The sequence below is a fragment of the Streptomyces sp. genome, assembly GCF_035563135.1.
Taxonomy (GTDB): Bacteria; Actinomycetota; Actinomycetes; order Streptomycetales; family Streptomycetaceae; genus Streptomyces.
In genome coordinates, this window is sequence record NZ_DATMVN010000833.1 from 1 (window position 1) to 4,887 (window position 4,887).

At 70.3% G+C, this 4,887-nt stretch carries 3 protein-coding genes; 1 reads left to right on the forward strand and 2 read right to left on the reverse strand.

Features of this window, described 5'->3' with window-relative positions; translation table 11 throughout:
* Positions 1–97 precede the first annotated feature (97 nt).
* Complete coding sequence (locus VN520_RS36850) at positions 98–1,834, reverse strand: Ig-like domain repeat protein (protein ID WP_325751313.1); 1,737 nt, start codon at positions 1,832–1,834, stop codon at positions 98–100.
* Positions 1,835–2,104: 270 nt separating this feature from the next.
* Complete coding sequence (locus tag VN520_RS36855) at positions 2,105–3,931, reverse strand: phosphoenolpyruvate carboxykinase (GTP) (protein WP_325751314.1); 1,827 nt, start codon at positions 3,929–3,931, stop codon at positions 2,105–2,107.
* Between the two features lie 207 nt (positions 3,932–4,138).
* Between VN520_RS36855 and trhA the strand changes: the two genes are divergently transcribed.
* Positions 4,139–4,816 carry a PAQR family membrane homeostasis protein TrhA gene (gene trhA / locus VN520_RS36860; RefSeq protein ID WP_325751315.1) on the forward strand — a complete coding sequence of 226 codons (678 nt, stop codon included), beginning with the start codon at positions 4,139–4,141 and terminating at the stop codon, positions 4,814–4,816.
* The last annotated feature ends 71 nt before the right edge of the window (positions 4,817–4,887 follow it).

Here is a 4,887-nt window from a genome sequence, read left to right on the forward strand (position 1 = left end):
CCCCCTGACGGCCCCGGTCCACGGTCGCGAAGACGCGTGGACCGGGTGCCACTCACGAGCCGGGTGCGGACCGCACCCGGCTCGGGCGCGTGAACGGCTACGCGGCGGGGCGGACCCGCACCGTGGCCGACGCGGTCGACGCGCTGTGCAGGTCGTCCCCCGCGTACGCGACGGTGTAGACGACCTCGCCCCGGACGGACGCCAGGTCGTTGATCCTGAAGGTGCCGTCCGCCGCGACGGCGGCCGACGTGAGCGTGCCGGTGCCCCGCCTGTCGGTCCGCTGCACGGACAGGGTGATGCCCGCGGGCAGCGCCCGGCCCTGACCGGTCAGGGTGCCGGTGATCTCCAGCCCCTGGTTCTTCGTCACCTCCGCCGGAGCCGTGAGCGCGATGGCCGTCGGCGCCTTGGCCACCGCGACCTGGAGGGTGACGTCCTCGGCGGGACGGTGGGTCACATCGCCCAGGAAGGACAGGGTGTACGTGGACTCGCCGACCAGCGAGGGCACGTCGAGGACCGTGAACGTGCCGTCCGCGTCCACCTCGACCGCCGCCAGCTTGCGGTCGCCGTCGGCGTCATGGCGTGTCGCGGCCACCTTGACCGGCTCCGCCGGAGCGGGGCCGTCGAGTTCGAGCCGGCCCCGGATGCCGAGCGGCTCACCGACGACCGGGGTGGCCGGGGTGGTTGTCAGGGTGCCCGTGAAGCGGGAGTCGTACTGGGCGGCCGGGGGCTGGATCACATGCAGCCAGTAGGCGGAACCGGCGGCGTTGGTGGTGACGGCGAAGAGCCGGGAGCCGTCCTGGGACCACCCGAGGCCACGCGGAGTGACGCGGGAACCGTCCAGTTCGCCTTCGAAGGCGAACTCCAGCGCCGTGGTGCCCTCCGCCGGATCGGCCTTCTGGATCAGGAGGTCGGCCGTGGACCCGGCGGCGGTGGCACCCCGCGCGATGTACTTCCCGTCCCCGCTGAACGCGACGGCCGACGCCTTCGCGCCCTCCGGCAGCGGCTGGTACGGCGTCGGGGCGTCGGACAGGTCGGCGGTGCTCAGCAGCCGGGTGCCGTATGCGGCGTCGGCGACGGCCAGCCGGCTGCCGTCGGCGGACAGCGCCAGGTCCTTCTGGTCGAGCGCGCCCGCGCCCGTGCTGTCGGCGAAGCGGCGCTGCGGTCCGCGTACGAGCGTGTCGCCGCTGCTGTCGAAGACGGTCAGATAGGGGTTGGTGCCGCCCGGGGTCAGCGTCTGCCCCATGGCGAGCAGGTCCGGAGCCTGGGGCGCGGTCGCGAAGTTGAGCCTGCCCGCCCCTTCCCAGCCGGTGTAGGAGTAGAAGCCGTTCACGCTCCCGTACAGATAGCTCTGGCTCTCGTCGCACCGGCCGGTGTACGTGGTCTCGGTGTACCACGCCTTGCCGCCCGCGTGGGCGACCTGACGCCCGCACTGCCCGGTCCCGCTGTTCCCGTTGTAGAGGGTCTTCGCGTACGTCTCGGTGTCGTACACGGAGATCCGGTACATCTCGGAGACGTACAGCTTCGAGCCGTCGGGCGCGAGGGCCATACCGCCGACGGAACCGGCCGTGCTGGCCAGCTCCTGGACCTTCTGGCCCTGGAAGTTGTAGACGTGCACCGCCGACTTCGCCGACGTGCTCCGGGTGTCGTCACTGATGTAGACCCGCTCGTGCGCGGAGTCCACGACCATGGACGAGAACGACGAGATGGGCAGCTTCGCCACGTCGTCGTCCGCCGCGTGGGCCGCCGGTGCGGCGAGCACCGTGAGACCCGCGCTTCCGAGCGTGAGCGCGAGGAGTGTCGCGAGGCCGCGCTTCCTCTGTCCTGACCTGTTCAACTGCTTTCCCCCACAGGATCGTTGGCACCCCGGTCTCCCCCGAGCGCCCTATGGGGATCATGCAACAGATGTGAAGGTTATGTGCGCAAGTTGTTGGCGATTCATGGGCGTTCTCGTTGAAAACGGGGCGCCGTCCCGCCGGAGGCGGCCCCCTGGAAAGGAGCGGCACCCGGAACCATGAGAGGGCTCCGGGTGCCGTGCCGCGGCGGGCCGCCGGCTCCACAGGTCAGGGCGGTCGCCGAAGAGGCCCGGCCGCGGGGACCGGGGGGATCAGCCCAGGCGCTGGACCAGCGCGCGGTACTCGTCCCACAGCTCCTTCGGCGTGTGGTCGCCGAAGGTGTCGAGGTGCCCGGGGATCAGCGCGGCCTCCTCGCGCCAGACCTCCTTGTCCACGGTGAGCAGGAAGTCGAGGTCGGACTCGGAGAGTTCCAGGCCGTCGGTGTCCAGGGACCCCTTGGCCGGCAGGATGCCGATCGGGGTCTCGACACCCTCGGCCCTGCCCTCCAGCCGCTCGACGATCCACTTGAGGACACGGCTGTTCTCACCGAAGCCGGGCCAGACGAACGTGCCCGCCTCGTTCTTGCGGAACCAGTTCACGTAGTAGATCTTCGGGAGCTTCGACTGGTCCGCCTTGCCGGCGCCGACCTCGACCCAGTGCTTCATGTAGTCGCCCATGTTGTAGCCGCAGAACGGCAGCATGGCGAACGGGTCGCGGCGCAGCTCGCCGACCTTGCCCTCGGCGGCGGCGGTCTTCTCGGAGGCGACGTTGGCCCCGAGGAAGACTCCGTGCTGCCAGGTGAAGGACTCGGTGACCAGCGGCACCGCGGAGGCGCGGCGGCCGCCGAAGAGGATCGCCGAGATCGGCACGCCCTTCGGGTCCTCCCACTCCGGCGCGATGATGGGGCACTGCCCGGCCGGGACGGTGAAGCGGGCGTTGGGGTGGGCGGCGGGCGTGCCGGACTCGGGGGTCCAGTCGTTGCCCTTCCAGTCCGTGAGGTGCGCCGGCGGCTCCTCGGTCATGCCCTCCCACCACACGTCGCCGTCGTCGGTGAGCGCGACGTTGGTGAAGACGGAGTTGCCCCACATGGTCTTCATGGCGTTGGCGTTGGTGTGCTCGCCGGTGCCGGGCGCGACGCCGAAGAAACCGGCCTCCGGGTTGATCGCGTACAGCTGGCCGTCCTCGCCGAACCGCATCCAGGCGATGTCGTCACCGATGGTCTCGACGGTCCAGCCGGGGATCGTGGGCTCCAGCATGGCGAGGTTCGTCTTGCCGCAGGCGCTGGGGAAGGCGGCCGCGACGTACTTCGACCCACCGCGCGGCGGGGTGAGCTTGAGGATCAGCATGTGCTCGGCGAGCCAGCCCTCGTCCCGCGCCATGACGGAGGCGATGCGCAGCGCGTAGCACTTCGTGCCGAGCAGGGCGTTGCCGCCGTAACCGGAGCCGTAGGACCAGATCTCGCGGTCCTCGGGGAAGTGCGAGATGTACTTGGTGGAGTTGCAGGGCCACGGCACGTCCTCCTGGCCCTCCTCCAGCGGGGCACCGAGGGTGTGGACGGCCTTGACGAAGAAGCCGTCGGTACCGAGCTCGTCCAGGACCTCCTGGCCCATGCGCGTCATCGTGCGCATCGAGACGGCGACGTACGCGGAGTCGGTGATCTCGACACCGATCGCGGAGAGCGGCGAGCCGAGGGGGCCCATGCAGAACGGGACGACGTACATCGTGCGACCGCGCATGGAGCCGCGGAAGACGCCCTTTCCGCCCGTGAAGATCTCCCGCATCTCGGCGGGGGCCTTCCAGTGGTTGGTCGGGCCCGCGTCCTCCTCCTTCTCGGAGCAGATGAAGGTGCGGTCCTCGACGCGGGCGACATCGCTCGGGTCGGAAGCCGCGTAGTAGGAGTTGGGGCGCTTGACCGGGTCGAGCGCGGTGAAGGTGCCCTTGGCGACGAGCTCCCCGCACAGGCGCTCGTACTCGGCCTCGGAGCCGTCGCACCAGACCACGCGGTCGGGCAGGGTGAGAGCGGCGATCTCGTCCACCCAGGAGGCGAGCTCCTGGTGCCGAGTGGGAACAGTGAGGGGAGCCGCGATGTCTCGCGCCACGATCGCTCCTAGTCGAGAGGGTGTGTTGTCAGGCCCCGTGGGGGCTGCGACCCGGATGCTGACCCCTTCGAATTCCCCTGGCGCTCATCCGGTGCCGACCGCACTCATTTGATCATCCGACCAACTCGCCCATATGTCCAGAGGGCCGCACACGTGAGCATCGCCACTCGAATCGGCTACCTACGGAAGCGTAGGTAACATGCCGATATGACTTCTGCCGCCTCCGGTCCCGTCGAACTCACGGACCCCGTCCCGGTCAAACCGCGGATGCGCGGCTGGCTGCACGCCGGAATGTTCCCCGCGGTGGTCATCGCCGGAATCGCCCTGATCGCCATGGCGGACAGCACGCGTGCACGGGTGGCCTGCGCCGTCTACGTGCTCAGCGCCTGTCTGCTGTTCGGAGTGAGCGGGGTCTACCACCGGGGCACCTGGGGCCCACGCGGCGAGGCGGTGCTGCGCAGGCTCGACCACGCCAACATCTTCCTGATCATCGCGGGCACCTACACGCCGCTGACCCTCCTGCTGCTGCCCGAGTCCACCAGCCGCCCGCTCCTGTGGGCCATCTGGGGCGCGGCGGCGGCCGGCATCGCCTTCCGCGTGTTCTGGGTCGGCGCCCCGCGCTGGCTCTACACCCCCTGCTACATCGCCATGGGCTGGGCCGCGGTGTTCTTCCTGCCGGACTTCATGCGCGCCGGCGGCGTCGCGGTGCTGGTCCTGGTCGTCGTCGGCGGGCTGCTCTACAGCGCGGGAGGCATCATCTACGGCCTCAAGCGCCCGAACCCGTCACCGCGCTGGTTCGGCTTCCACGAGGTCTTCCACTCGCTGACGCTGGCGGCGTTCGTCGCGCACTACGTCGGCATCTCCCTGGTCGCCTCCCAGCACTGACCCGCCTCCCGTACGGCGATGGGCCCGGCCGTCCGGCCGGGCCCATCGCCGTACCTCCCCGTCAGCCGCCC